Source organism: Anaerolineales bacterium (assembly GCA_015075725.1).
Taxonomy (GTDB): domain Bacteria; phylum Chloroflexota; class Anaerolineae; order Anaerolineales; family Villigracilaceae; genus Villigracilis.
Map to the genome: position 1 here is coordinate 2,831,654 of JABTTV010000001.1, position 26,110 is coordinate 2,857,763.

Genomic DNA, 26,110 nt, shown 5'->3' on the forward strand with positions numbered 1-26,110 from the left:
CAATCTCTCATCTCTGGTCTCGATAGACCCTCCAAACCCGTTTGGGCTGCTCGACCAGCGCCAATTACCAATTACTCCTACTCCGATCCCTCCGGCGCGACATAGCGGATCGTCCAACTTCCGTCGCCCTGATTGGTCACATACGAATACGGCGTTGCAACGAACAGCCACGTCCTGCCGGGTTTGAGCGGGACGGGATTATCGTCTGCGTCTACGAAATAGATCGGACGGGCCTGCCCGGTCTTCTTTTCGTACGCCCGCGCCTTTGTGCTCCATCTAATATCATACTTCATTCCGTTTCGAAAAAGCGTCGCAAAACCGCTGTTGCCGAGTTCCAGGTCCCAATCGATCAAAGTGGGGACCGGTATCTGTTTATATTCAAACACAAACTGTTCGACGAACAGGACGATGATGTTATCGAACTGTAATTGCCTGCCGGTCAATCTGTCGATTTCGGCGTGGAGTTTCCCGGCGTTTTCCTGGCTGGTGTCATCCACGTATCGCCAGTAGGAAGCAGAGAGGGGGTCAAACACCCACGCAGCCCGGTTGCGGACCGCCACGAAGGAATTCACGCGGTTTGCCACAAGTCCGCCGGGCGGCGGCGATTCCGAAAAAACATTACTGGCATAGTTGAAATCGCCCGAACGTGATTCGCTGTTTTCATCCGCGATCGATTTCATTTTTTCTATGGTCATCATCGCGCCGCCGCTGGCTTCATCGTGCGGGACGAGATAACACTGCGGCAGCATCGGCAATATCTCCGGCGAAGCGGATGCGAAGATAAAACACGAGTTCAGGAACATGTTGTGAATATCGATGTAAAGCAAACGCCCCGAGCGGATCGGTCCCACCTCGGCGGGGGGTATTTGGGCGGATTCATTCAAAGTTGGATTCGTTTCCTCGGAAGGGATCAAGCCTGCGTCCAGGTGAAGAAGCGTGGAATTAACTTCCGCCTCGACCCGTCCCGATTCCGGATCAGCGTCGCTGTCCTCATTTTCATCCCCGACATTTTTCTGTGTAAATTCCAACCGGGGCGGAATCCTGAACTCCACGAAGTAAATCCCGGGCTGGACGTTGAATCCGTAATAGCCGTTCGAGTCGCTCGATGTTTGTTGAATCAAATTTCCGGATGAATCCAATAGATCGACGCAGACGCCGCCGACTCCTTTTTCGTAATCCTCCTGCTTGCCGTTTCGATTCTCGTCCAGCCAGATGCGATTGCCGAGCATGAACGATGTTTCCACAAAAGGTTCGCGGCGCACGGAGCATTCGCCCGTGATCGGAAGCTCCGGCTCGGGGAACGCACCGTGGAAGATGGCAAGAAAACGAGTCGCGCCTTCGGTGATGTAGAACTCGAAGACCCAGGGCGCGAACGAAAGCCCTGCCTGCGGACGCGCCGCGACTGGAAAATGCGAAATGGAAATGGCAACTGCGGGGGTCGACAACAGGTTTGGGTCTTTGACTTGTTCACCGGAAAGAGGATTGATATCTGACGGAAAGTTTTCGCGGTCTGGTCCGTAAACAGCAGGCGTGGAATATCCCTGCGGAGTGGGGGTGAGACTCGGCGTCGGTGTGCCGGGGATTGGGGATGGAGTCTCGGATGAAGAGGAGGTCGGTGTGACGGCAATTTCCCGCGCATTGCAGGAAGCAATGATCAAGCCTGCCATCAACATGCCAAGAATCAAATAAAACTTTTGCCTGGAAATTTTCATTCGCTCTCCACGTACAACATCCCCCAAAATCAATTCTCCAATTCTCTAATCCATGAAATGCAAATCAGCACTTGCCGATTACTTTCCCTTGAACGCTTCGCTCACCCGTTTATATGTCTCTTCCAGCGCTTCAGGCAAGACGCGCGTCCCTCCCACCGCGGACATGAAATTCGTATCGCCGCTCCAGCGTGGAACGACATGGATGTGGACATGACCAAGCACGCCCGCTCCCGCCGCTTCGCCCATGTTGATGCCCACGTTGAAGGATTGCGTGTTGTACACCTCCCGCAGGACGGTCGTGCAGCGCGATGCCAACTCCATCATCTCCGCGCGGACTTCGGGCTTCAAGCCTTCGAGGCTGGGAATATGGTCGAAGGGAAGCACCATGAGATGTCCACTTGTGTAGGGATAGCGGTTGAGGATCACATATGCATTCTTCCCGCGAAAAGCGATCAGGTTCTCGATGCCGTCTGTTTTGGCTTGCGCAATGCAGAACACGCAGCCATCTTCTTTGTTGTGGGATTCGATGTATGTCATACGCCAGGGTGACCAGATGTGTTTCATGCGATTGGAATTCGATTGGTAAATTTTAACCGAGAAAATGAGTTTAATGGATGAAATTCCCCGCCCGCAATATTCCCACCAGACCGACCAATACCCAAAAGATATTGAGCAGCGTGTATGCCTGGTCCTTTTGAGGATGGCGCACCATGAGAGCAGGATGGCATCTGCGGTATTGAATATCCACACGAACATGAAGGGACTGGCGGGTCCCAGCCAGCTGACGAGACTGAAACTGAAGATACGCATCACGACGCCGATCATTTCGGGGGTGCGGATATGTTTCAGGACAAAAGCATTGATCGTGGACATGGGTTCCCTCGCAAGAGAAGTTTGGCGAAGTATACCCGTCACCTTTAGACCTGACAGGTCTCAACAAGGCATTTGCTGACCAAAACGCGTTTGTTGCCATGAATCCTTGACCATAAGATTTCTATGGACACCTGTCCGGCTGCTTTGAAAACTATTCGATCAACTCTACAGGAGCGCCAACTTCGATTTGCCCACCTTGGATGGTGTCGGTGTCAAGCGCCAGCGTGCCATTGAACTTATCAACGATATGACGGAGGACTGCTGGATTTTTCGCTTGTGTATCGGGGTCGTATGTGGTCATGACGCATCGTCCGCGCAGTTGGGCAAACTCAATGACTGCCTCGCCGATTTTCATACGCCGCCCTGTCCATTCGCGCTCTGCCAACCCCTCCACGCCGCCAATGACCAGGTTGGGGCGCAGACGGCGATGGTCGTATCCAAACTCTTTGATGGCTCCATCAGTAGCGACCAATAACGGGAGCACATCGAAGCGTTCCATTCCATCCCATTCGAGCAGACGGGCATGAGGTCCAGCGGCTGTGATAATTGCTTGAGCGGACTCAGACGCATTCCACGGTTGACCATTGATAAATACCTGACCATATTGATCCACTGCCGCTTTCAGCCCCAGCAATTTTGGATGCGTGCGTGAGGTGATGAGTTGACGTGTCTGTTCGTTGTAGACCAGCACGCGGCGGTCGCCCGCAATACCATCTGCATTCAGCGAGGCGGATTTCAATTGTTCACCAGCCAATGATTTAACGGGATACCGCCAAATTTCGGCGATATACATGCTTGATTTATTTCGAGGCACGGTAACACCTTGCTCGCATCAAAAAGATGCAATCCATGAATTTGAGAAGTCGGAAACGCCGCCCTTTTCTTCTCAGGCTTTGTTTGGATGCAAGGTGTCGGGGTTTAATTACTTTTTGTGTAACTTCCAGACCTGACAGGCCTCAGCAGTACATTTGCTGACCAAGGCGCATTCGCCGCCATGAATCCCTATCTGGAAAGCTTGTATGGATACCTGTCAGGTCATTCCAGCGGCGGACGTAAACGATTTTTGGGAGGGATCTTTCCACACCGGCCGTCAAACAGGCGAATCTTTAAGTATTTTGTTTGATGAAAATAAAAATGGGGATATAATTAACAAACAACGAGGCAATAAGGTGAAACTTAAGAATGTATTTGTATCAGACGCTGAAGGCATTATTTACACAAGTCGTTTACCAAAATTTCTTAGGAAAAAAACAACCTCCCTTCCTCTTGACATCCTCCTCCGTCCGTCATAAAATCTCGCCCAATATAGTCTAAAAACGCTGACGAGGACGAGTACACTTCAAAGCGATTTCCAGAGAGCCAAGCCGTTGTGGTGCAAGCGAGGCAAAAGCGCAGAAGTGGAATGGACCTCCGAGTTGTGAAGAGAAAGCGAAGGTGGTTGAGTGCCGCGAAGCGGTGTATCGAAACCACCGAAGCAAGTACCAGAGACGGGAACTGCACCCGTTACCCCGCAGAGTTACTTAGATGGATAATAACTGGCAAACTACAAAACTTTCCAACTAGCTAACTACAAGAGTGACGCTGGCTCGCATCCCTGTTGCATCACACAGGGAAATTTTGTTTAAAAGGCGTTAACTTGGGTGGCACCACGAGATTCCCCTCTCGTCCCAATGGACAGGAGGGGATTTTAATTTAATCGAATATGTAGGGGCGGGGTCTCCCCGCCCAGGAATTTGAGATAACCTCGAAGTTGGGCGAGGTCCTCTCGCCCCTGCGAAATGGACGATGAACCAAAGGAGAATTTATGTTACTTGAAGCAACTGCCACGCAAACGATCATCCGCGAGATCAGCGCAGATCTCGAAACGCCCATCAGCGTGTACATGAAATTGCGCGGCGAGGGCGCGTCGTTCCTGCTCGAATCCGTGGAGGGCGGGGAGCGCATCGCTCGCTATTCGTTCATCGGAATCAAGCCGCGTGCGCAGTACATCATCCGCGGAAATGGGGTCGAAGTCATTGAATCCGATTCGTCGCGCCTGGTCACGCTCGAGGATCAGACCGATCCCACGTATTTTCTGCAACAGGAGATGAGCCGCTTCAACTCACCTGCGATTGCAACGAGCGCAAGCTCAGGTGCAAGCGTCAAGGCGCAGACGGGTGTTCCGCGTTTCATCGGCGGGATGGTCGGATATTTGGGATACGAGTCGGTTCGGTTTTTTGAACCAGTGCTAAAGTCAAAAATGAAGCGCAGTCGAAGCATTCCCGATGGAATCTATCTCCTCGCCGATACCGTCGTCGCCTTCGATCACGCGCGGCGAAGCCTGTCCATAGTTGCGAACGTCCTCGATGGCGATGTCGACTCTGCGAATCGCAAGTTGGATGAAATCGAGTCTCGCATTCACCAACCGCTTCCACCCGCGCAGACGCGGGAGGTCAAAGCTTCGAAGACTCGCTCGAATATGACGCAGGGGCGTTTCGAAGACATGGTGCGTGATGCGAAGGAATTCATTGCGGCAGGCGATATTTTTCAAGCGGTGCTTTCACAGCGCTTCACGCGCGAAACGAATGTCGAGCCGTTCGATGTCTATCGTACCGTGCGGCGTCTCAACCCTTCGCCTTATATGTTCTTTTTTGATTTTGGGATCGTGGACGATGAGCCGCTCTACATTGTTGGATCGTCACCTGAAATGTTTGTGCGTTTGGAGGGACGAACCGCTTCCCTCCGACCGATCGCCGGGACGCGCCCGCGAGGAGCCGATGTCAACGCTGACACCGCCCTCGCGCAAGAGTTGCTCGCCGATGCCAAGGAACGCGCCGAACATGTGATGTTGGTGGACCTGGGTCGCAACGATTTGGGGCGCGTGTGTGAGTATGGTACAGTCAAAGTCTCCGACTTTTTCACCATCGAAAAATATTCACACGTCATGCACATCGTCTCACACGTCGAAGGGAAGTTGGAGTCCGATCTGACCGCCTTCGACCTGGTTCGAGCCGCATTCCCCGCAGGGACGGTCAGCGGCGCGCCGAAAGTCCGTGCATTGGAGATCATTTCTGACCTTGAGCCTGACCCGCGCGGCGCGTATGCGGGCATGGTCGGCTACTTCGGCTTCGACGGTAACATGGACACCTGCCTGGCCATTCGCACCATGGTGGGGCGCGGCAATACGTTCACAGTTCAGGCAGGTGCAGGCATTGTGGCTGATTCGAATCCGACCACCGAGTTTCAAGAGACCGTAAACAAAGCCTCCGCGATGTTGAAGGCGATCGAGATGGCAGAAGAAAACAAATAAATAATATGTCGTTGCGAGGAGATTGCTTTGTCGGGAAGAACGCCTCCTCGCAACGACACATGAGAAGTAACGAAAGGACATAACCCATGACCCCAAAGTCCCGCCTCCTCACAGGTGACCGTCCCACAGGACGACTTCACCTCGGCCACTATGTCGGTTCACTGGAAAACCGTGTGCGCCTTCAGCATCAATACGAATCTTTTTTCATCATCGCAGACCTGCACACGCTGACCACGAAGCCCGAACCGGAATACATCAAAGAGATTCCAACCTACATCAAAGAAACAGTGCTGGATTATCTCGCCGTGGGCATTGACCCTGATGTCAGCACGATCTTCGTCCAATCGGCGATCCCTGAAACCTATCAGTTGAATCTGTTGTTTGAGATGTTGGTCACAGTCCCGCGTCTGGAGCGGATGCCCACTCTCAAAGATATGGCTCGTGACGCCCACATCGACTCCATGCCGTTTGGTTTGCTTGGATATCCTGTTTTGCAGGCTGTAGATATTTTGCTTCCCCGCGCACAGGTCGTTCCTGTGGGACGCGACAATCAATCGCACATCGAACTCGCGCGCGAAATGGCGCGTCGCTTCAATAATCTCTATGGCGAGACCTTCCCTGAACCTGAACCCATTATTGGCGATGTTCCGCTGCTCGTCGGTACGGACGGCCAGAATAAGATGAGCAAGTCATTGGGCAATGCCATCTATCTCTCCGACGATGCCGAGATAGTAAGGCAAAAGGTGATGAACATGTACACCGACCCGAAACGCCTCCGCGCCACCGATCCAGGGACCGTCGAAGGCAATCCTGTGTTCGTTTATCACGACGCGTTCAATTCCTCCAAATCGGAAGTGGATGATCTCAAAGAGCGCTATCGCGTCGGGAAAGTCGGTGATGTGGAAGTCAAGCAGAAACTCGCGGTTGCGATCAACAACTTCCTCGAGCCGATCCGAGAGAAGCGAGCCTACTTCCTGTCACACCCGTTGATCCCCAACGATGTGCTCGCTCATGGCATCAGCCGTATGCAAACCGAAGCCAAAGCCACCATGGACCTCGTCCGCGAACGAACGGGTTTGTCTTATTCACTTGATTTGTTTATTGACCAGGTGGATATTTTCGGTGAGTACGATTAACGATTGAAGGTCAAAAGTCTCAAGTCTCTTTTTACCTTCAACCTTCGACCCTTGAGGAATTCAAACATGCTAGTCCTAATCGATAACTACGACTCGTTTACTTACAACCTTGTCCAATACTTCGGCGAACTCGGCGCGGATATCAAAGTCTTCCGCAACGACCAGGTGACGATGGATCAACTTGTTGCGCTCAATCCAAGTCACTTGGTGATATCGCCGGGTCCGGGTGAACCGCTCAAGGATGATGGAATCTCCTCCGATGCAATCAAATACTTCGATGGCAAAATCCCCGTGCTCGGTGTTTGTCTCGGGCATCAAGCGCTTGGTGCGGTCTTCGGCGGCAAAGTGGACCGCGCCCAGCGTCTCATGCATGGCAAAACCTCCAAAGTAACTCACAACGGAGAGGGACTCTTCAAGGGCGTCCCGTCGCCGTTCGAAGCGATGCGCTACCACTCGTTGGTCGTCTATGATCCCATCCCCGCCGAGTTGGAAGTCACCGCCATTACACCCGAAGAAGAGATCATGGGACTCAAGCACAAAGAGCATCATACCTACGGTGTGCAGTTTCATCCCGAATCCATCCTCACCGAACACGGCAAGCAGATTCTTAAGAACTTTCTCGACCTGAATCCCGCTCCCGTTTCGAAAGGAGACTTATCCATGCTCAAACCTTTTATTGCCAAAACGATCAATCGGGCAGACCTCACCGACACGGAAGCCGAAGAGGCGATGACCATCATCATGACGGGTCAAGCCACGCAGGCACAAATAGGTTCTTATCTCACTGCGCTCCGCATGAAAGGCGAGACCATCGCCGAGATCGCAGGCTCTGTTCGCGCGATGCGCAGTGTCTCGGTCAAGGTTAAACTCAACACCACCGAGCCTATCTACGATATCGTCGGCACGGGCGGTGACGGCGCGCATACCTTCAACATCTCCACTGCCGCGGCGTTCGTCCTTGCAGGCACCGGACGAAAAGTTGCGAAACACGGCAACCGTGCTGCGTCCTCTCATTGCGGCTCGGCAGATGTTCTATCTGCACTCGGTATCAGCCTCGAACTCACTCCCGAACAGATCGCTCAAGCCATCGAACAGATCGGCATTGGCTTCATGTTTGCTGCCAAATTTCATCCTGCGATGAAGCATGCCATCGGTCCGCGCAAGGAGATCGGTCAGCGCACCATCTTCAACATCCTCGGTCCGCTCACGAATCCTGCGGGCGCGAATATCCAACTTACGGGCGTGTTCTCTCCCGCCTTCACTGAACCGATGGCGCAGGTGCTCAACGAACTTGGTTCCAAAGCTGCCATGGTGATTCACGGCGCCAATGGACTCGACGAGCTCAGCACCACGGGGCTCAATCGCATCAGTCATCTCAAGAACGGCGCTGTTGAAACCTACGATCTAGATCCAGCCGATCTTGGTTTCGCGCAATCCACAGTTGCCGAACTCCGCGGCGGCACGCCAGATGAAGCCGCAGTGATGATGCGCGATCTTCTCGGTGGCAAACTCACCGGCGCGCGCCGCGATGCGATTCTTCTCAACACCGCTGGCGCTCTCGCCGCTGAGACGGGTGATTTCAAATCCGTACTTGAGGAAGCCAGAGAAGCACTCGATAGCGGTCAAGCCCTTGCCAAGCTCAACGCCCTTGTTGAATTTTCGCAAAGCCTTCAGCCTGCTCAATGAATATTCTTGAAAAGATCATCGAACATAAAAAGTTGGAGATAGCGGCGCTCGACGCCCAAGCCTTACGCCGCGCCGCGGACTCTTCTCCTGCGCCTCGAGATTTCCTTTCCGCTGTCTCCCCTCGCTTTTCAGGAGAGGGGACGGGAGTGAGGTCGTCCCGCTTCGGGACTCGCCCAAGCCTGATCGCTGAACTCAAACGTGCCTCACCCTCCAAGGGGATTCTCGCCTCGCACCTCGACCTCTTCCAAGTGGCAGATATCTACACCCAAAACGGCGCCTCTGCCATCTCTGTGTTGACCGACGAAAAATTCTTCATGGGCAAGCTCGAAACGCTTCGTGAACTCCGCTTTGAGCGCAAATCCGAATTGCCATTGCTCAGAAAAGACTTCACAATTGATGAAATCCAAATCTATGAAGCCCGCGCCAACGGAGCGGACGCCATCCTCCTCATCGCCGCTGCATTGACCGACGACAAGCTCTTTGCTGATTTGCATGCCTGTGCTTCGAGTCTGGGATTAACTGCCTTGGTTGAAGTTCATAATGAAGAAGAAACCGAACGAGCGCTGAAGTTGAAAGATGTGAAGCTGATTGGAATCAATAATCGTAATCTTGCTACTTTTGATGTCACTCTCGAAACAACAGAAAAGCTTCGACCGATGATTCCTGCTGAGATCGCGGTTATCGCTGAAAGTGGAATTTTTACGGCAAGGGATGTGGAGCGATTGGCAAAGGCAAATGTGGATGCCATCCTTGTGGGTGAAGCTTTGGTGACTTCGGAAGATATTCCTGCAAAGGTAAGGGAGCTTTCTGGTGTCCGAGTCCCCTCTCCCAATGGGAGAGAGCTAGGGTGAGGGAGAAGTCGTGACCAAAATAAAAATCTGTGGAATCAAAACCGTTGATGATGCCCTTACCGCCATCGACCTCGGTGCGGACTTGATCGGATTCAACTTCTATCCAAAGAGTCCACGTTATGTGGAGGTGGGCGTATGCCGCGGGATCATGTCCAAGGTGCGGACTATTGGACGCGTGGCTTGTGTCGGTGTGTTTGTGAATGCGTCGGTGGATGAAATCCATGCGACGATGGATACGTGCGGATTGGGTTTGGCACAGTTACATGGCGATGAAACCGTGGAGTTTATGGAATCTCTGCAAGAGAAATCGTTCAAGGCAATTCGCTTGTCCACGGGCTCTGAAACGGATTCACGGAAAATTACGGACTTCGCGGAAAAGCGGCACGGACTTGAACCTGCGTTACTAGTCGATGCAGCGGTAAAGGGTTTGTATGGCGGGAGCGGAGTTACTGCCGATTGGGTTGGCGCGGCGGAGTTGGCGAAGAAATATCCGTTGTTGCTGGCGGGCGGATTGACTCCAGAGAACGTCGCGGAGGCGGTCCGCAGAGTCAAGCCGTGGGGGGTGGATGTGGCTTCGGGCGTGGAGTCAGCCCCAGGGAAGAAAGATCCGAGCAGGATGAAGGCGTTCGTGCAGGCAGTGCGTGATGCTGAGAAAAAGATCGGGCGTGAACCAGAGTCTCGATATTCCAAATGATAGAGGAGATTGCTTCAGGGCTGGCGCCCCTCGCAATGACATACTATGACTTTATTACCGCATAAGTTCGGTCCGTACGGCGGACAATTCGTGCCCGAGACGTTGATGCCCGCGTTGATCGAATTGGAAGAGGCGTTCGTATCGGCGAAAGCGGACGCTGAATTTCAAAAAGAATTCAACAAACTGATGGCAACTTTCGTCGGGCGACCGACACCTCTGACATACGCAAAGCGTTTATCAGAAAAATTGGGCGGCGCGCAGATCTATTTGAAGCGCGAAGATTTGGCGCATACAGGCGCACACAAGATCAACAACGCATTGGGACAGGCATTGCTCGTGAAACGCATGGGAAAGCGACGGGTCGTTGCCGAGACGGGAGCGGGTCAGCATGGGGTCGCATCGGCGACCGCGGCAGCGTTGTTGGGACTCGAGTGCGTGGTGTATATGGGCGAAGTGGATATTGCGCGGCAGGAGCCGAATGTGTTTCGGATGAAACTGCTCGGCGCGGAGGTGCTGCCTGTGAGTTCGGGAACGAAGACGTTGAAGGATGCCATCAACGAAGCGATCCGTGATTGGGTGACGAATGTACGGGATACACATTATCTGCTCGGCTCTGCGCTGGGACCTCATCCTTATCCAACCATCGTGCGCGAGTTTCAGTCGGTGATCGGGCGCGAGGCACGCGAACAGATACTGCTGGAAACGGGCCGCTTACCTGATTCGGTTATTGCTTGTGTGGGTGGCGGGTCGAATGCGATCGGTGTCTTTAGTGGATTTGTGAATGATGAGCAGGTGGAGTTGATCGGTGTCGAAGCAGGCGGAAGTGGAATCGAAACGGGCAAACACGCGGCGCGATTCGGTGACCCATCCAAGGGACGCGTGGGTGTCATCCATGGCACACGCACGTATGTACTTCAGGATGAAGACGGTCAGATCGCGGAGACTCATTCCATATCGGCGGGGTTGGATTACGCGGCAGTTGGTCCCGAACATGCGCTGATGAGGGATAACGAACGCGCGTATTATACGTCGGCGACGGATGAGGAGGCTTTGAGCGCCTTCCAAACAATGTGCCATACGGAGGGGATCATCCCTGCATTGGAGTCGTCTCATGCGGTGGCGGAAGTCATTAAAAAAGCGCCGACCATGCGCAAGGATCAGGTGATTTTGGTTAACCTGTCGGGACGCGGCGATAAGGACTTGAATACTGTCATCAAGGAATTAAAGTAATCCTATGTTATCCATCACTGTAACAGAAGCATGGAAGTCTGAGCATCCTGGCGCTTCGATCGGCTTGTTGGAAGTCTCTGGCGTGGATAACACGATCGCTTCGGCAGAGTTTGATGCACGCAAGCGGGAGGTCGAAACGCATTTGCGGGAGAAGTATCAAGGCCATACCCGACAGGATTTTTTATCCATACCGGCGATGCTGGCATATGTCCAGTACTATAAGCGGTTCAGCAAAACGTATCACGTGTTGCAACAAGTTGAATCGATCGCCTTGAAAAACAAGGACCTGCCAACCGTCTCGCCGTTGGTGGATTCGAATTTCATTGCCGAAGTGGATACATTGGCGTTGACGGCGGGACATGATGTATCCAAACTGCAAGGCTCGATCTCGATCGATGTTGCCCAAAAGGGCGATCAGATGACCCAGATGAATAATGTCACGAAAGAGATCTATGCAGGCGACATGGTCATGAAAGATGCACATGGCATTTGCTGCTGCACCATCTACGGGCAGGATAACCTTTCTCCCATTTCTCCTGAAACAACTCATGCATTGTATGTCGTGTACGCGCCTGCGGGCGTTCCCGTTGAAGCGGTGGAATCGCAATTGCGGGCAATCGAAGCGAATATCCGTTTGTTTTCGCCACTGGCGGTGGTGGAACAAAGCCGCGTCATCACCAATTGAGGAAATTCCCATGAACCGAATTGACACCGCTTTTCAGAAGAAACCCATTTTCATGCCCTACTTTCCATTGGGATACCCTGATTTGGAGACATCCGTCAACGTGATCGAAGCGCTCGCCAAAAACGGCGCAGACCTGATCGAGGTGGGACTGTCCTTCTCCGATCCGCTCGCGGATGGACCTGTCATTCAACAAGCCACACAGATCGCCCTGGAAAAAGGAATCACTGTCAAGAAATCGCTCGAATCCGTGAAGGAATTGCGCAAGCGCGGCGTGACCATTCCCCTGATTTTGATGGGGTACTACAATCCCATGCTGGCATATGGATTGGAGAGATTCATTCATGACTCAATTGAAGCAGGGGCAGATGGGTTTATCGTTCCTGATTTGCCATTGGAAGAATCAGACGAATTCGTTGGGGCGACGCATGCGTCGCCCCTACAGCCGCCATTGATTCAAATGCTCGCGCCGACCTCGCCCGATGAGCGCATGGAAGCGATTGCCCGTAATGCGAAGGGATTTATATATCTCGTCTCGGTGACAGGCATCACGGGCGAGCGCAAATCTCTGGCGGAAGGGCTTGGCGAATTGATCGCGCAGGTACGCGAGCATACGTCCGCGCCGGTGTGCGTGGGATTTGGGATCGGCACACCCGAGCAAGCCAGACAAGTTGGCAAGATGGCGGACGGAGTTATTGTCGGTTCGGCGTGTGTGAAATTGATCGGGGGTAGCCCAAAGCCTGTTGAAACCGCGAAACAGTTTGCGGCGGAGTTCCGAAGCGCGTTGTCTGAGTTGAGAAATTAGATCAGGCAATCAATTCTCCACTGTGATCGCTCTTCAAACCAAAGCGTTCTGCACGGCAACCGTCCTTTCGGTTTCATCCCTTTTAAGTTATCCTTGCTTTGCATGCAGCCCGCTCTTTTCACCGAAACGCTGACCGTCTCCCAGCTCACACTTCGCATTCGAAGATTACTCGAAGACAATCCCGAATTGCAGGACGTGTGGGTGACGGGTGAAATATCGAACCTCTCGCGTCCCGCGTCGGGACATATATACTTCACGCTCAAAGACAAGAACGCCTCCCTGCGCTGTGTGATGTGGAAGACCGATGCCATGCGAACCCGGCCTGCATTACAGGAAGGCGCAGCGGTGGAGGCGCACGGCAAGATCGTTGTCTACGAACCGCAGGGACAGTATCAACTCATTACGAATCTGATTCGTCCCAAGGGTGAAGGCGCGCTCTTTCAAGAATTCCTGCGGCTCAAAGCCCAACTCGAAGCCGAAGGTCTCTTCGACCTCGAACGCAAACGTCCCATTCCCGAACTGCCGCGAAAGATCGGCATCGTCACATCCGCGACCGGCGCAGCACTGCGCGACATCCTCAACACCCTGCGTCGTCGTTTGCCACTTGCAGAAGTGATTCTCGCTCCCGCTCCCGTTCAAGGCTTGGATGCGCCTCCCGCCCTCGTGTCTGCCCTCCAATCTCCAACCCTCCAATCTTCCGACGTGATCCTCCTCGCGCGCGGCGGCGGCTCCATTGAAGACCTGTGGGCGTTCAACGATGAACGCGTCGTCCGCGCGGTTGCGGCATCCAAAGCGCCTATCATTTGCGGCGTCGGTCACGAAACGGATTTCACCCTCTGCGACTTCGCAGCGGACCTTCGCGCCCCAACTCCCACCGCCGCCGCCGAACTCGCGACTCAAACTACTTTGGATGACCTCCAATTCCAAATTACCAATTTCCAAACACGCCTCACAGACTTAATCTCGAACCTGCACGCTGACCATCGGACTTTTCTCTCGGCCCTGACCGTGCGCTTGAGATTCGTCTCGCCTGAAAGACGCATCCAATCCGAGATACAACATCTTGACGGACTCTCACGCCGCATCCTTTCCGCATTGACTCACCGCATCCGATTGCAAGTTTCGCGCGTAGATGGAATATCTAAAAGACTGAGCGCCTTGAATCCGGAAGGAATCCTTTCGCGCGGATATGCTATCATCACACGCAAGGATGATGGCAAGGTCGTCGCCACAGTCTCGGAGGCGAAAGGTGAAATGAACGTTCGAGTCAGCGATGGAAAGTTCGAAGTGGAACGAAAATCGTAATTCGATGGTCGAATATCGGAGTTGATATGGCAAAATCAAAACCCGCCCAAAAACCTGTTGAGGAGTTGACATACGAAGAAGCGCTCTCAGAGTTGGAGGGGATCGTCGAAGCGCTGGAGGGGGAACAGAATCCGCTCGATGAGGCGATGAAACTGTTCGAGCGCGGGCAGTCTTTGGTCGCGCATTGCGGCGCACTGCTTGAGTCTGCTCAACTCAAAGTGCAGAAAATTGCCGGGGAGTCGCTGGTCGAATTCGAGGAAGAATCCGAATGAACCTGCTCGATATTTTACAGAACAAGGTTTTGATCGCCGTGATGGCAGCCTGGATTTTGGCGCAAGCCTTGAAGATTCCCACCGAATACCTGCGCTCGCGCAAATGGATGTGGGCGATGTTCTTTGCGGCGGGAGGGATGCCCTCTTCGCACACCGCTTTGATGGTGGCTGGAACCCTTGCAGTCGGGTTGTATTACGGCTTCGATAACCCGCTCTTCGGCGTCGCTGTCGGCGTGACCATGATCATCGCGCACGACGCGGCGGGAGTCCGCAGGCAGGCGGGCAAACATGCCGAACGCATCAACTTGTTGTTCGATGAGCTATTGCACGGTCACATGTGGAGCGAAGACGAATTAAAGGAGGTCATCGGTCACACCCCGCTGGAAGTGATCGGCGGCATCATCCTCGGTTTATTGGTCGGCTTTGTTCAATGGCTGATTTGGAAGTAGCGGGTTGGCGGAGCGTTTTATCGTCTAATCCTTCTCAAGATTCCATTTGCGATGTAACCCAATTCAGGCACGCGAAGGATCCATAGCACGCCGAGATATGCCGCGCCGCCAAGCGCGATGCCAATGGGGACAAGAATCCAGACATTGGCGGAATTCCTATAGTTCAATAAAGCATAAAGCGCAATAACCATCCCGCCGGACGCGATCAGAGAGGGGAATGCCCCGCGCAGGATGTGTCCGCCTTCAATTCCGTTCAATCGTTTTCGCATCGTGACGAACAATGCGGTCGCTTCGAGTGCGGTCGCCAGCGAATTTGCCAGCGCCAACCCGCCGTGTGGCATCCAGCCAAAGGATTCGAAGAGTCTCGAAAAAGCCACACTGAAAACGACATTCAAAATCATTGCCACCGTGCCGATGATGACCGGGGTCTTCGTGTCGTGCTGGGCGTAGAAGGCGCGGGTAAGGATTTCCATGATGCTGTGACCGAGCATCCCTGCCGCATACCAGAGGAGCGCCCACGCCACGAGCTGCACGGACCGTTCGTCGAACTCGCCGCGCTGATAAAGCAGGGAAACGATCGGCTCGCGCAGAATCATCAAGCCGGCGCTGGCAGGCAAAGCCAGAAGTATCACGCCGCGAAGCGAAGAAGCCAGTGACGAGCGCATCTCATCCTGTTTGCCCAAAGCGTGCTGGGCCGAGAATGTCGGCATGGCGGCGATCGCCACAGATTGCGCAATGACCGCCTGCGCCATGATCATCAGGGAAAATCCATAATACAGACCGCTCACGCTTCCATATGCCATTTGCGAAGCAAGCCAGGTGTTGACCCAAAAGTTTAACTGTACCACCGCCACGCCGATGAGTCGGGGTCCCATGAGTAGAATCACCTGGCGGACGTTTGAGTCGTGTAGCCCGAGCGAAAGGCTGAACATGGGGAGAGCTGATTGACCGGTGACAAGCCGCAGAAGGGAAGGTATCTGTACGAATAGATAAAAGATTGCCCCGATCACCACGCCCCAGGCAAGACCAAAAATTCCCATGGAGGGAGCGAGAACGATCGCGCCGAAGATGATCCCCAATTGATATAAGGCGGGAGTCAATGCGGGGATCAAGAATTTCTGGTGCGCGTTGAGGATGCCCACGATCAAGCCGCCCAATCCGAAAAGGATGGCAGAGATCAATTGAATCCGCAATAGGGAAATTGTCAGCGCGAAAAGTTGGGGATCGGCGGATAAGCCCGGTGCGAGGGCGAAGCGTACGACCTGCGGGGCGAACAAGGCGATTAGCGCCGCAAGCAGGCTGAGCGTCAGCGTGACCGCGTTTGCGAGAGAAGAGGCGAGTCTCCACGCTGAGTCTTTTTCGTCCCGGGCGAGCAATCCTGTAAAGGTCGGGATGAAGGCTGATCCCAGAGCGCCTCCAGCAACGAGAAGGAACAAAGTCTCAGAGACGCGGTTCGCCGCAAAAAAAGCATCGAGTTCAGGCGATGCGCCGAACGCGCGGGCGACCAATATGCCGCGCGCCAATCCCATCAGTTGACCGAAAAGGATCGCCGCCATCACCGTTCCCGCGGCGCGCGCGATCTGTTTGTTTGCTGATTCAGACATGGTGAAGGATTATAAACGAGAGCTCGCACCCTCCTTTCTGCCAAGTCCTCACTAAAATATGACAACGCCACATTTGGGTGGGGCGGGGCGGAGGGTCGGGGATTATAATTGCGACCAACCATGTCAACTACCGCGCAGCACGGATTCTTTGTCCTTGCCGATATATCCGGCTATACCTCGTTCGTCGCCAGGACGGAACTCGAACATTCGCATGAGATTCTCACCGAATTGCTCGAACTGCTCGTGGAAAACATCAAGCCTTTGATGACGATTTCCAAACTGGAGGGAGACGCAGTCTTTGCATATGCAGACAGAAATGTGTTCACGCGCGGCGACACGATGTTGGAATTCATCGAATCGATCTACGTGGCGTTCCGCGACCGCCAACTTTCGATGAAGCGCAAAACGACCTGCACGTGCAACGCCTGCATCAACATCCCGACCCTGGATCTGAAATTCATCGTCCACTGCGGGAATTACATGGTGCAGAACATTTCCAACACCCGTGAGTTGGTCGGCTCGGATGTGAACCTGATCCACCGCCTCTCGAAGAATCATGTCAGCGAGGTAACGGGCTGGCGGGCCTACATGATGCTTACCGAACAATGCCTGAACGACCTCGGTTTGACTCTTGAAGGTACGCATATCCAATTGGAGGAGTACGAACATCTCGGTGAGATCAAGACCTTCAATATCGATTTGCACAAACGCTACAAGGAAATCACGGAAGCGCGCCGATTTGTGCTGGAAGAAAAAGACGCCGATCTCGTTTTGACGGTTGATTTCCCCACGCCGCCCGCCGTGACATGGGAATGGATGCAGGACCCGATCAAACGCAATATCTGGAACGGCGGACATGTCACCTGGTTCAATGGCGACAGGCCGAAAGGGCGCGCGGGTAGTGGCGCCAGCAACCATTGTGCGCATGGCAAAAGCCTCAGTACTGAAATCACGCGGGATTGGCGTCCGTTCGAGTATTCCACCTGCGAATCGTATGAAAACGGAAAACTCACTTTTATCGAAACCATCCGCTTTGAACCGACCCCCGGGGGAGGCACGCGTGTTGTGGATATTATGAAAGCGAATATGCCCATTCCGCGTTTTCTGCGCCGCATGATGATCCGTGCGATGCTGATAAACCAGCATCAGTACGACGCGAAACTCCGTGAAGCCGCCCACATGGCTGGGGAGGAATTTGCGAAGTCGAAAGCGGAATGATCGGCCGAAGAATTCCCCCCTTTCCTTATTTTTCTGGATTCCAAAAAACAAAGAAACCCTCATAATTTGATGCCCCGCCTTCTTTCATTACTTTCCATCAAGCCCGGCGAAGGACGCCTGACCGCTCTGATGGTTGGCGTCACGCTTTTCAGCGCGATGGGTTCCGCGTTGGGAGGTACGGGCATCGAAGCGCTGTTTTTTGCCCGTTTCGGCGTGGAATTCCTTCCATACATGTACATCGGCCTGGGGATCACTGCCATGATCACCTCGTTCTTTGTGACCGCCGCCTTGGGGAAAATTCCGAAACGCATTGTCTATCCCGCCATCCCGATCTTCATCGCGCTTGTCCTGATCGTCGCCCGCATCGCCATCATCAGCGGCAAGGTATGGCTTTATCCCGGCCTTTGGCTCGGCAAGGAAGTGTTGAACGCCCTCGTCAGTTTGATGATGTGGGGCGTGGCGGGACTGGTCTGCGATACGCGGCAGGCAAAACGGTTATTCCCATTGTTCAATGCCTCCTTTATTTTCGGACAGGTCATTGGCGGTTTTGCCACCGGCTTGCTCGTAAGATACGTCGGTACGGAAAACCTGCTTCTCCTTTGGGCGGGATTACTGTTTGCCGGTTTTTTCTTCAACCGGGCCCTGCTTGCCGGGCGGAGATTCGAATCCGAGCCTCAACGCCGATCCAAACGCAGGCAGCCGACCGTGCTTCAGGAGATGCAGCGCGGCTTCCAGTACGTACGCAAGTCGCAATTCCTGACCGCCATTTCCGCATCCACCATTCTTTTTTCCGTTCTGTATTTTTCGATTGCATTGCCGTTCTCGCGCGCTGTGACCGACCGGTATGTGGATGAAAATTCCATCGCCACCTTTCTTGGAGTGTTCAACGGTTTGACCACCGCGGGCGCATTTCTCACCTCGCTATTCATCGCCAACCGCCTCTTTGCCCGCATCGGCATCATGGCGAGCGTATTTGCATTCCAATTTTCCTATGTGCTTGGTTTCGGCGCGCTCATTTTTGCGCCGTATTTCGTCGTGGTTGCCGCCTTTCGATTCATTCAAATGCTTTTACTTTCCGGCATTGCCGACCCTGCCTGGCAGACGATGTTCAACGTCGTCCCCAATGAGAAACGCGATCAAGTCCGCGCCTTTATTGGCGGCGTGCCCGAACAGGCGGGCGTGTTCATTGCGGGTGGTATTCTCGTTGTCGGCGAACAGGCGCTTGATCCGCAGCAACTCTACCTGGTCGGTTTCGCAGCCGCGCTTCTATGCTCCTATGTCATCATCAAAGCCTGGCGCGGCTACAACCTTTCCCTGGTGGAAGCCCTTCGCGCAGGCCGCCCGCAGATCTTTTTCAGCGAAGAACACCCCTTCGGCGGGTTTCGCAAGGATGCCGCCGCAGTTGCGACAGCCCTCAACAGCCTGCACGATCCCGACCCCGTTGTTCGGCGCCTCTCCACCGAGATCATCGGTCACCTTGCCCTGGAAGAAGCGACTCCTGCGTTTATCGCTGGAATAAGCGATGTGGATCCGCTCGTACGTGTTTCATCCCTCAAGGCTTTATCTCATTCCAAAGCGACTTCCGCTTTGTTGGACATCGCCGCCTCGCTTTCCGACCCCGAGCCAGATGTGCGCGCCCAGGCTGTCTCCACGCTGAAAGAACTTTCTCCCGCCTCGCCGGCATTGACAGGACTCTTCCTTCCGCTTTTGGATGATGAAAATGCAAAGGTCAGCACGACCGCCGCATTGGCAATTCTCAGATCGACAAATTCTCCTCATTCAGCGGATGCGAAATCTCACCTCCGCCGTACCGCAGCCTTGGGCGATCTGGATGCCCGTGTTGCGGCTATTGAAGCGATGGGTGAATGGGGCGATAAGGAGGCTTTCGAATTCCTCGTCAACGAATTGCACGACCGCGGACTTCAACCTGCTGTCCGCAATACGGTGCTGACATCCTTGGCGAAGATCAACGCGGAGGACTCGATTCCCCATCTTTTGAATTCGCTTAAAGATTCCGCTTCACGCGAAACCTCCGCGGCGCTGCTTGGGAGAATCGGACCCTCTGTCACCAATTCCGTTGTGGATTTGCTCGCCGATGAATCCTATGCTGAAGGCGCATTGCGGACACTTGAATTTTTGCCGCTTCCACCCGCCAAACCCATTTTGGACTTTGCGCAGATGGCTGTATCCCGTTCCGGCGGGTACGATGCTCTGCGGCGCGGGATCAATTTGCAGGTCGAGAATGAGGCGATGAGTCTGCTCGAAGAATCGCTGCATGAAAAATCCCATCGCTATGGAATCCTCGCACTGCGCGCCATCGGTTTGCTGGGCGATCGAGAGTCGATGAATCTCGCCGTCGAAAATCTTGAAACGCGCGACGCAGGCAGGCGGGCGGATGCGATCGAGGCGTTGGAGACAATCAGCTCGAAATATAAGGACATCGTTCAACCATTGACCATGTTGTGGGAAAATGAAATCGCCGGGACGGGATCGGCGGATTGGGAACGATTGCTGAACGACCCCGATGAATGGATACGAGATTGCGCCGCTTATGCCGCGCACCGAACGGGAGTAAAGACCATGGAAAACCTTGAGACCCTGTCTTTGATGGACCGGATTTTGTTTTTCAAGCGCGTGCCCTTGTTCGCCAACCTCACGCCGGTGGATATCAAACAGGTGGCATTGCTCGCGGAAGAGGAGGTGTTCAGCGATGGCGAAGAGATCGCGCGCGAAGGCGAGACGGGTGACGTCATGTTCATCATTGTCAGCGGCGAGGTGAAGGTTTGTTCCCATAAAGATGGCGCGGAGGTGGAGATCGCAAGGCGCACGGCGGGAGATTATGTCGGCGAGATGTCCATCATTGGACGCGAGCCGCGCATGGCGTCTTTGGTTGCGGTCGGCGACGTGCGCACCCTGTGCATCGACCAGAAAAGTTTCGAAGGGCTCATCCGTGAACGCCCGGATGTAAGTCTCGCGGTAATGAAAGTATTAGGTCAAAGATTGAAAGAGGCGTCGTTGAGGAAGTAATGAGGGGTGTCAAGTGTCAGGTATCAGGTTCCAGGTAAGGCATTGCGTGCGTGGTTGGTTAAACCGGAAGCGTCAATCGTAAAAGGACTTCCATGAAACGAAATCATTCTTCGGTAATTCTCCTAATCCTCTCGATCCTCATTACAGCCTGCGTCGATCTTTCGCCGACATCGATTCCCGAAACTCCTCCTCCTTCCGTTGGGTCCGACGAATTTACGCCCATCGAGCTCGGCGCGGGATATGGATTCAAAGACGGCTGGATCGAAATCTACTTCACGAACCCCGCCAGTCCGCTTGCGCCTCAACGAACCGGCGGTATCGATGGACCCCTCGCGGAAGCAATCGACTCTGCCAGGCTGACCGTGGACGTCGCGATTTACAGCATGAGCCTGAACAGCGTTCGCGACGCCTTGCTGCGCGCTCACGACCGCGGGGTAAGGGTACGCATTGTGATGGAGAGCGACAACCTCGACCGCTCCGACCCGCAGAGGTTGAAGGATGCGGGCATTCCTTTCCTCGGCGACCGGCGCGAAGGGTTGATGCACAACAAGTTCGTCGTCATTGACGGTTCCGAGGTATGGGTGGGCGGGATGAACTATACCGACAGCGGCGCATATGAAGATAATAACGTCATGCTGCGCATCCGTTCGGTGAAGATGGCGGAAAATTACACCAGGGAATTCGAGGAGATGTTCGTCGAAGACCGCTTCGGAGATAACATCCTCGCCGAGACCCCGAATCCGCGCGTGACCATCGATGGGACGCCGGTGGATACATACTTCTCGCCGGATGACGGCGTTCAATCCATTCTTGTCGATATTCTCAGCGAGGCGCAGGAAAGCATTTACTTCATGGCGTTTTCGTTCACTGCCGACCCGCTGGGAGATGCGATCCGCGCACGGGCAAGGGAAGGCGTCACTGTGGCGGGGGTCATGGACGAGGAACAGGTTCAATCGAATCAGGGAACCGAGTTCGATCCTTTTCGTCAGGCGGGTTTGGAGGTCTACAAGGACGGCAACGCAGGACAGATGCATCACAAAATCATCATCGTGGACGAAGGCATCGTCATCGTTGGGTCGTACAATTTCACCAATAGCGCCGAATCCCGCAACGACGAAAACCTGTTGGTGATCTATCATGACGGGATCGCCTCCCTTTTCATGGATGAATTCCGCCGCATCTTCGGGGAATCCAAGTAAAAAATACACGTGACCCAATTAAAGGATAAAAACCGGCTCTCGCCCCGACCAGAAATTACCTGGCGGGAGCCGTAACTTTTTGCCCACCCCGGCGACTTTCAGGATGTATACAACCAATTCTGAAACGAGGTGAAATATGAAAAAGTACTCCAATTTGTTTTTGGTCCTGGCAGCGTTGACTGCGATGTTGATCAGTGCCTGTGGCGGGGCGGCGGGAACAGAGACCTCCGCCGGGTCTGGTAAGCCGCTCGCATCGCTGGTCGAATTTACCGGCGTGATCGAAGCCATCGATGGGAATCAATGGACAGTCAACGGGCAGGTGATCACGGTCGAACCATCCGTCCTGCGCGACGGACCCTTTGAAGTTGGCGATACGGTCAAGATCGAAGCTGAAGTTCAGGCGGACGGCTCCCTTGTTGTGACCCGCGTCGAGCCGCCTGCTGGCGACAATGCAAATACCAACGACGACAACACTAACAGTGGACTCGGAAACTCGAACGGGAACTCCAATGGCAACGACAACGCCAATGCCAATGGAAACAGCAATTCGAACGGCAATTCGAACGATGACAATTCGAATGGCAATTCGAATGACGATAATTCCAACGACGACAACTCGAACGACGACAATTCGAATGACGACAATTCCAACGACGACAACTCGAATGGCAGTTCGAACGACGATGATAATTCCGGTTCCGGCGGCAATGACAACGGTGACGATGACAATTCCGGTTCGGGCGGCAGCGATGACGACTAGTCCCTGCTAGAATGTGGCAATACAGGTCGTCTGGAAATCCTCTCCAGGCGACCTGATTTTCGAGTGGATACCAACGGATATGACCAGGCAGACCTTTATTCCCCTTGTTCTTTTTGGTTTATTTTTTACCGGCATGGCGGTCATTCAATTTTCGACCCCGGACCTGCCCGATAACGACGGTTTCTATCACATCAAATTTGCCTGGCTGATGCGCACCGAAGGCTTGAAACCGGACTTTCCCTATCTGCCGATGAGTATTCTCAATGGTGAGGATTTTTACGACCACCATTTCCTTTACCATGTCGCGCTGATCCCCTTTACATTTGGCGACTTGCGGCTTGGTGCAAAATGGGCGGCTGTGACTTTCTCGGCGCTGGCATTTACCGCGGTATGGTACCTGTTCCACCGGCAAAAGATTCCCTACGCCTGGCTGTGGGCGCTGGCTTTGCTGGGAATTTCCGAGGCATTTTTGTACCGCATGTCCATATCGCGCGCCCAGTCGCTTTCGCTGGGCGTCATGGCGCTGGGTCTGGCATGGATGTTCGAAGGAAGATACAAACATCTTGCTGTTTTGTCTTTCCTGTATGTCTGGATGTACAACGCCTTCCCGCTGATGATCCTTCTGGCAGGGTGTTATACGGTTGCGGTTGCCCTACTCGAAAACCGACTTGAACTGCGTCCATTAACTTATGCGGGCATCGGCATCCTTGCCGGGTTGATCGTCAACCCATACTTCCCGAATAACCTGATCTTCACCTATCATCATTTTATTGCCAAACTCGAACTGGCTGAGTCGATCAAGGTCGGTAACGAATGGTACCCATACGACACAGGCCAGCTTTTGGAAAATTCCCTGCCCGCACTGGTCGCATTTACCGTCGGCGTGCTGGCTCTCGGGCTGACGGGGCGCCGGATGAACACGCGCATCGCCACCACGTTATTCGCCGTCCTTCTCTTCGGCGCGATGCTCTTTCAAGCAAGAAGGTTCATCGAATACTTCCCGCCTTTTGCGTTGATCTTCGCGGCGTTTTCATGGGCGTCCATGTTCGATTTCGACAACAGTTTGCTGATGCGGCTGACGACAAAGAAACAGGCATCCCCGTTTGCCGTCGTCCTTTCCCTTACCATCATCGCGGGGATGGTCAAAGCCTTCCCCGCCGTTCAAAGGCAACTCGCGGATTCCAAACCCTACGACCTTTACGAAGGCTCGTCTGCCTGGCTGGCTCAAAACACAAATGAAGGCGAGATCATTTTTCAGACCGATTGGGACGATTTCCCGCGCCTGTTCTTTTACAATTCTCGCAACACATATCTTGCCGGACTCGACCCGACGTATTTCCAGATCTACAGCCCGGACCTCTATCGCGAATGGGTGAAGATCACCCGCGGCGAAGTGGAAAATCCCTCCCGCTTCATCCGGTCGGATTTTGGCGCGCGTTTCGTGCATACTGACCTGAACCATGGCGGGTTCATCGAGCAGGCGGAGAACGACCCGGGTCTGCGCGAGGTCTATCGGGACGATCAATCCGTGCTTTATGAAGTCATTACACCGTGATACGATTATGTGGACTGGAATCGACAAGATGACAATGACGAAGGATCATCAAGGCGCAACCCGCCTGGACGGGTTGGATTCACAAGCCATTGGGGCTGTGTATGACCGGTATTTTTCAGATGTCTACAAATATGTCCTGTATCGGGTCGGCGACTCTGCGCAGGCGGAAGATATTGCAAGCGACGTTTTTATCCGCCTTCTCGAGTCCGTGAACAAAGGGAGCGGACCCGAATCCAACCTGAAGGGTTGGCTGATCGGAACCGCATCGCACATCATTACCGATCAACTTAGAAGGAAATACCGCCGTCCCGAAGTGGATATTTCCGATTCATTGCCGGACCTCGCGCCGGGTCCCGCCTCTGAAGCGGATCAACGCGAACAGAATCGACTCGTACGCGGCGCCTACGACAAATTGACCGCCGAGCAGCAGGATGTGCTCGCACTGCGTTTCGGCGCGGGTTATTCGCTCGAGGAGACAGCCTCGCGGATGAATAAGAATGTAAACGCTATAAAAGCCCTCCAATTCCGCGCGCTGGCAGCGCTTCAGCGCGAGATTGGCGAGGTGGATCATGACTAATTTATTCGATGCTCTCGAAATTTGTCTTCAAGAAATGGAACGGGGCGCGGACCTCGACTCCGCCCTGGCGCGATTCCCTGAACACGCTGGCGAATTGCGCCCGATTCTTGAAACCGCGATCAAAGCGCGGAGTATGGCTCCTGAAGAGCCTTCACCCGATGCAGTGAAGCGTTCCCGCGCGCGAGTCTTGCAGCGCGCCGCCGGACTGCGTGAATCGAAAGCCGGTGCGCGCCGCAGGGTTATTCCGGCCTTTTCGCGCCTCGCGATCTCATTTGCGTTGACCGCCCTTTTCCTTGCCAGCGGCGCGGGTTTGGTCAATGTTTCAGCGTCGGCTTTGCCGGGGGAGAATTTGTATCCTGTCAAGCGCAGCTGGGAGAACATCCGCCTGTTCTTTATCTTCGACCCGCAGCTGCGTGAGATGATGCGAGACGAGTTCGAAAACGAACGCCTGCATGAAGTGAATGAACTGCTTGCCGAGGGTCGGCATGAACTCATACAGTTTGCCGGTGTTTATATGCGAGTCAACGGCATTGACTATGTTTCCGGTGTGAAGGTCGTCCTTCCTGAAGGCGCGCCGTCTCTCGCAAACGGGGATGCAGTGATTGTCAGCGGGCGGACAAATGCCCGGGGATTCATCGAAATTTCCAGCATCGAGATTCTTCCGAAAGGATCGGTTGTTCCGTTGGGCAATCCCATCGAGGTGGAGGTCGAGGCGGAATCGGAATCAACGGAAGGAAAAACTCCCGGGGGCGGATCGGATTCCGGATCATCCCGGCTGAAGGAATACGAACTTAATGGCATCCTCCAGGTTGTCTCCGAAAATACTCTTTTGGTCAACGGGTTGACGATCGTTCTTGATCAAACGAAAATTGTGGGCCGGTTATGCGTTGGCATGGAAGTGGAAGTGAAAGGCTACTACGCTGCTGATGGTTCATTCGTGGCGCAGGAAGTGAAGGGCAAAGGTCGGTGCGCTGGAGATTCCTCCTCTGGTCCCGGTTCGAATGGGAACTCAAATTCGAACTCTGGTGGGTCGAATGAAAATACCGACTCAGGCAACTCGAACGGAGATGATTCGGGTGGGAATGACAACTCCAATGATGATTCTGGCGGAGACAATTCGAATGACGACAGCGCTGACGATGATGTCGGCGACAATGACAACGGCGGCGACGACGATTAGAATGTA

The 26,110-nt window shown here is 53.9% G+C and carries 23 protein-coding genes and 1 pseudogene; 19 read left to right on the plus strand and 5 right to left on the minus strand.

What is annotated here, in order from left to right:
- Positions 1-77: 77 nt before the first annotated feature.
- From HS100_13600 to HS100_13615, 4 genes and pseudogenes are all read right to left on the minus strand, one after another.
- Complete coding sequence (locus HS100_13600; GenBank protein ID MBE7434947.1) at positions 78-1,712, minus strand: DUF3048 C-terminal domain-containing protein; 1,635 nt, start codon at positions 1,710-1,712, stop codon at positions 78-80.
- Positions 1,713-1,790: 78 nt separating this feature from the next.
- A complete protein-coding gene (locus HS100_13605) occupies positions 1,791-2,276 on the minus strand; it encodes an HIT domain-containing protein (protein ID MBE7434948.1) in 486 nt (161 codons plus the stop codon).
- Positions 2,277-2,319: 43 nt separating this feature from the next.
- Positions 2,320-2,522: pseudogene (locus HS100_13610) on the minus strand (hypothetical protein).
- Between the two features lie 214 nt (positions 2,523-2,736).
- Complete coding sequence (locus HS100_13615) at positions 2,737-3,378, minus strand: MOSC N-terminal beta barrel domain-containing protein (GenBank protein ID MBE7434949.1); 642 nt, start codon at positions 3,376-3,378, stop codon at positions 2,737-2,739.
- Between the two features lie 226 nt (positions 3,379-3,604).
- Here HS100_13615 and HS100_13620 point away from each other — a divergent pair, with 226 nt between their 5' ends.
- The 12 genes from HS100_13620 to HS100_13675 all read left to right on the plus strand — a co-directional run bounded on the left by HS100_13620 (position 3,605) and on the right by HS100_13675 (position 14,984).
- Positions 3,605-3,877 (plus strand): hypothetical protein, encoded by a 273-nt coding sequence (locus HS100_13620; protein MBE7434950.1) that lies wholly within the window; start codon positions 3,605-3,607, stop codon positions 3,875-3,877.
- Positions 3,878-4,389: 512 nt separating this feature from the next.
- Complete coding sequence (gene trpE / locus HS100_13625; GenBank protein ID MBE7434951.1) at positions 4,390-5,874, plus strand: anthranilate synthase component I; 1,485 nt, start codon at positions 4,390-4,392, stop codon at positions 5,872-5,874.
- 86 nt (positions 5,875-5,960) lie between these two features.
- Complete coding sequence (gene trpS, locus HS100_13630) at positions 5,961-7,010, plus strand: tryptophan--tRNA ligase (GenBank protein ID MBE7434952.1); 1,050 nt, start codon at positions 5,961-5,963, stop codon at positions 7,008-7,010.
- 66 nt (positions 7,011-7,076) lie between these two features.
- Positions 7,077-8,696 carry an anthranilate phosphoribosyltransferase gene (gene trpD / locus HS100_13635; GenBank protein ID MBE7434953.1) on the plus strand — a complete coding sequence of 540 codons (1,620 nt, stop codon included), beginning with the start codon at positions 7,077-7,079 and terminating at the stop codon, positions 8,694-8,696.
- The gene (gene trpC, locus HS100_13640; GenBank protein MBE7434954.1) at positions 8,693-9,547 is read left to right on the plus strand and encodes an indole-3-glycerol phosphate synthase TrpC; all 855 of its coding nucleotides are present in this window, start codon (positions 8,693-8,695) and stop codon (positions 9,545-9,547) included. Before trpD ends, trpC begins: the two co-directional genes overlap by 4 nt.
- 10 nt (positions 9,548-9,557) lie before the next feature.
- Positions 9,558-10,241, plus strand: coding sequence for a phosphoribosylanthranilate isomerase (locus HS100_13645; GenBank protein ID MBE7434955.1), 684 nt, complete (start codon positions 9,558-9,560; stop codon positions 10,239-10,241).
- A gap of 45 nt (positions 10,242-10,286) precedes the next feature.
- Entirely contained in the window at positions 10,287-11,471 is a 1,185-nt protein-coding gene (gene trpB / locus HS100_13650) for a tryptophan synthase subunit beta (protein ID MBE7434956.1), read from the plus strand.
- 4 nt (positions 11,472-11,475) lie between these two features.
- Entirely contained in the window at positions 11,476-12,156 is a 681-nt protein-coding gene (locus tag HS100_13655) for a hypothetical protein (GenBank protein ID MBE7434957.1), read from the plus strand.
- A gap of 10 nt (positions 12,157-12,166) precedes the next feature.
- A complete protein-coding gene (locus HS100_13660; protein MBE7434958.1) occupies positions 12,167-12,958 on the plus strand; it encodes a tryptophan synthase subunit alpha in 792 nt (263 codons plus the stop codon).
- 102 nt (positions 12,959-13,060) lie between these two features.
- On the plus strand, positions 13,061-14,263 hold the full coding sequence (gene xseA / locus HS100_13665; GenBank protein ID MBE7434959.1) for an exodeoxyribonuclease VII large subunit: 1,203 nt from the start codon (positions 13,061-13,063) through the stop codon (positions 14,261-14,263).
- A gap of 26 nt (positions 14,264-14,289) precedes the next feature.
- A complete protein-coding gene (xseB, locus tag HS100_13670; protein MBE7434960.1) occupies positions 14,290-14,535 on the plus strand; it encodes an exodeoxyribonuclease VII small subunit in 246 nt (81 codons plus the stop codon).
- Positions 14,532-14,984, plus strand: coding sequence for a divergent PAP2 family protein (locus tag HS100_13675; protein ID MBE7434961.1), 453 nt, complete (start codon positions 14,532-14,534; stop codon positions 14,982-14,984). Before xseB ends, HS100_13675 begins: the two co-directional genes overlap by 4 nt.
- A 17-nt stretch (positions 14,985-15,001) precedes the next feature.
- Here the strand turns inward: HS100_13675 and murJ are convergent, their stop codons facing one another.
- Positions 15,002-16,588 (minus strand): murein biosynthesis integral membrane protein MurJ, encoded by a 1,587-nt coding sequence (gene murJ / locus HS100_13680; protein MBE7434962.1) that lies wholly within the window; start codon positions 16,586-16,588, stop codon positions 15,002-15,004.
- A 120-nt stretch (positions 16,589-16,708) separates the two neighbouring features.
- Between murJ and HS100_13685 the strand changes: the two genes are divergently transcribed.
- From HS100_13685 to HS100_13715, 7 genes are all read left to right on the plus strand, one after another.
- Positions 16,709-17,806, plus strand: coding sequence for a DUF2652 domain-containing protein (locus tag HS100_13685; GenBank protein ID MBE7434963.1), 1,098 nt, complete (start codon positions 16,709-16,711; stop codon positions 17,804-17,806).
- 69 nt (positions 17,807-17,875) lie between these two features.
- A complete protein-coding gene (locus tag HS100_13690) occupies positions 17,876-20,833 on the plus strand; it encodes a HEAT repeat domain-containing protein (protein MBE7434964.1) in 2,958 nt (985 codons plus the stop codon).
- A 92-nt stretch (positions 20,834-20,925) separates the two neighbouring features.
- A complete protein-coding gene (locus tag HS100_13695) occupies positions 20,926-22,032 on the plus strand; it encodes a DUF1669 domain-containing protein (GenBank protein ID MBE7434965.1) in 1,107 nt (368 codons plus the stop codon).
- A gap of 136 nt (positions 22,033-22,168) precedes the next feature.
- The gene (locus HS100_13700; GenBank protein ID MBE7434966.1) at positions 22,169-22,792 is read left to right on the plus strand and encodes a hypothetical protein; all 624 of its coding nucleotides are present in this window, start codon (positions 22,169-22,171) and stop codon (positions 22,790-22,792) included.
- 79 nt (positions 22,793-22,871) lie between these two features.
- On the plus strand, positions 22,872-24,347 hold the full coding sequence (locus HS100_13705; GenBank protein ID MBE7434967.1) for a hypothetical protein: 1,476 nt from the start codon (positions 22,872-22,874) through the stop codon (positions 24,345-24,347).
- Positions 24,348-24,381: 34 nt separating this feature from the next.
- The gene (locus HS100_13710) at positions 24,382-24,924 is read left to right on the plus strand and encodes a sigma-70 family RNA polymerase sigma factor (GenBank protein ID MBE7434968.1); all 543 of its coding nucleotides are present in this window, start codon (positions 24,382-24,384) and stop codon (positions 24,922-24,924) included.
- Positions 24,917-26,104 (plus strand): hypothetical protein, encoded by a 1,188-nt coding sequence (locus tag HS100_13715; protein ID MBE7434969.1) that lies wholly within the window; start codon positions 24,917-24,919, stop codon positions 26,102-26,104. The genes HS100_13710 and HS100_13715 overlap by 8 nt, the downstream gene beginning before the upstream one ends.
- The last annotated feature ends 6 nt before the right edge of the window (positions 26,105-26,110 follow it).

What these genes read in the sequence shown, in the direction of transcription:
- HS100_13600 (MBE7434947.1), bottom strand. Translation starts at nt 1,712, where the DNA reads ATGAAAATTTCCAGGCAAAAGTTTTATTTGATTCTTGGCATGTTGATG.
- HS100_13605 (MBE7434948.1), bottom strand. Translation starts at nt 2,276, where the DNA reads ATGAAACACATCTGGTCACCCTGGCGTATGACATACATCGAATCCCAC.
- HS100_13615 (MBE7434949.1), bottom strand. Translation starts at nt 3,378, where the DNA reads ATGTATATCGCCGAAATTTGGCGGTATCCCGTTAAATCATTGGCTGGT.
- HS100_13620 (MBE7434950.1), top strand. Translation starts at nt 3,605, where the DNA reads ATGGATACCTGTCAGGTCATTCCAGCGGCGGACGTAAACGATTTTTGG.
- trpE (MBE7434951.1), top strand. Translation starts at nt 4,390, where the DNA reads ATGTTACTTGAAGCAACTGCCACGCAAACGATCATCCGCGAGATCAGC.
- trpS (MBE7434952.1), top strand. Translation starts at nt 5,961, where the DNA reads ATGACCCCAAAGTCCCGCCTCCTCACAGGTGACCGTCCCACAGGACGA.
- trpD (MBE7434953.1), top strand. Translation starts at nt 7,077, where the DNA reads ATGCTAGTCCTAATCGATAACTACGACTCGTTTACTTACAACCTTGTC.
- trpC (MBE7434954.1), top strand. Translation starts at nt 8,693, where the DNA reads ATGAATATTCTTGAAAAGATCATCGAACATAAAAAGTTGGAGATAGCG.
- trpB (MBE7434956.1), top strand. Translation starts at nt 10,287, where the DNA reads ATGACTTTATTACCGCATAAGTTCGGTCCGTACGGCGGACAATTCGTG.
- HS100_13655 (MBE7434957.1), top strand. Translation starts at nt 11,476, where the DNA reads ATGTTATCCATCACTGTAACAGAAGCATGGAAGTCTGAGCATCCTGGC.
- HS100_13660 (MBE7434958.1), top strand. Translation starts at nt 12,167, where the DNA reads ATGAACCGAATTGACACCGCTTTTCAGAAGAAACCCATTTTCATGCCC.
- xseA (MBE7434959.1), top strand. Translation starts at nt 13,061, where the DNA reads ATGCAGCCCGCTCTTTTCACCGAAACGCTGACCGTCTCCCAGCTCACA.
- xseB (MBE7434960.1), top strand. Translation starts at nt 14,290, where the DNA reads ATGGCAAAATCAAAACCCGCCCAAAAACCTGTTGAGGAGTTGACATAC.
- HS100_13675 (MBE7434961.1), top strand. Translation starts at nt 14,532, where the DNA reads ATGAACCTGCTCGATATTTTACAGAACAAGGTTTTGATCGCCGTGATG.
- murJ (MBE7434962.1), bottom strand. Translation starts at nt 16,588, where the DNA reads ATGTCTGAATCAGCAAACAAACAGATCGCGCGCGCCGCGGGAACGGTG.
- HS100_13685 (MBE7434963.1), top strand. Translation starts at nt 16,709, where the DNA reads ATGTCAACTACCGCGCAGCACGGATTCTTTGTCCTTGCCGATATATCC.
- HS100_13690 (MBE7434964.1), top strand. Translation starts at nt 17,876, where the DNA reads ATGCCCCGCCTTCTTTCATTACTTTCCATCAAGCCCGGCGAAGGACGC.
- HS100_13695 (MBE7434965.1), top strand. Translation starts at nt 20,926, where the DNA reads ATGAAACGAAATCATTCTTCGGTAATTCTCCTAATCCTCTCGATCCTC.
- HS100_13700 (MBE7434966.1), top strand. Translation starts at nt 22,169, where the DNA reads ATGAAAAAGTACTCCAATTTGTTTTTGGTCCTGGCAGCGTTGACTGCG.
- HS100_13705 (MBE7434967.1), top strand. Translation starts at nt 22,872, where the DNA reads ATGACCAGGCAGACCTTTATTCCCCTTGTTCTTTTTGGTTTATTTTTT.
- HS100_13710 (MBE7434968.1), top strand. Translation starts at nt 24,382, where the DNA reads ATGACGAAGGATCATCAAGGCGCAACCCGCCTGGACGGGTTGGATTCA.
- HS100_13715 (MBE7434969.1), top strand. Translation starts at nt 24,917, where the DNA reads ATGACTAATTTATTCGATGCTCTCGAAATTTGTCTTCAAGAAATGGAA.